Origin of the sequence: Bartonella sp. MU70NMGDW (assembly GCF_042194085.1) — a bacterium.
In the GTDB taxonomy this organism is placed as follows: Bacteria; Pseudomonadota; Alphaproteobacteria; order Rhizobiales; family Rhizobiaceae; genus Bartonella; species Bartonella grahamii.
Map to the genome: position 1 here is coordinate 1 of NZ_JBHIMK010000559.1, position 579 is coordinate 579.

At 36.1% G+C, this 579-nt stretch carries 1 protein-coding gene; it reads right to left on the reverse strand.

Features of this window, described 5'->3' with window-relative positions; all coding sequences use genetic code 11:
- Positions 1 to 297: 297 nt before the first annotated feature.
- On the reverse strand, positions 298 to 579 hold a 282-nt coding region (locus ACFIKE_RS12150; RefSeq protein WP_375650218.1), incomplete at its 5' end, for an energy transducer TonB.

Consider the following 579-nt stretch of genomic DNA (forward strand, 5'->3'; position numbering starts at 1 on the left):
ACTCACTGGGAAAATAGATATAAAAACCGACCTGCTTTCTGGTCGACGGAAATAATATGCCTTAACTTCCCAAATAGTACTTTGAAAGCGTTCATAAGACGTGTTTTTATTCCTTTTTAAATAGCACCCACATACCAACCTGCTTATGATGTATACGCAAGTAATTTTAATTGATTCAGTATCAATAAATTCAAAATGAGAAAACCCTATGCTATTAGGATCTTTTATTTCAAATACAAAATGATGAATTATCATTCTAAATCAATATATTATAAGAAAAGCGCCCCATATAAAAAATCAGCTAAATATCAAGGATACTCTGATTATTTTATTCACTTTTGATGGGGGGGGGGGTGGAAAAGAACCAACGCGTTGAAGTGCCGCCATCGCTAATCGATCAAGTTCCGGATTACCAGCAGAGACTGCTACACGACTAGAAAAAATACTCCCCTGCTTATGCACCATAAATTCTAACTTCACCGTTCCTTTTGCACGACTGGTACGCTGTCCCACAATATAATTTTTTTGCCTTTCTAATTGTGACTGTACCTTTGCTAACCACTCCATTAACAACATATC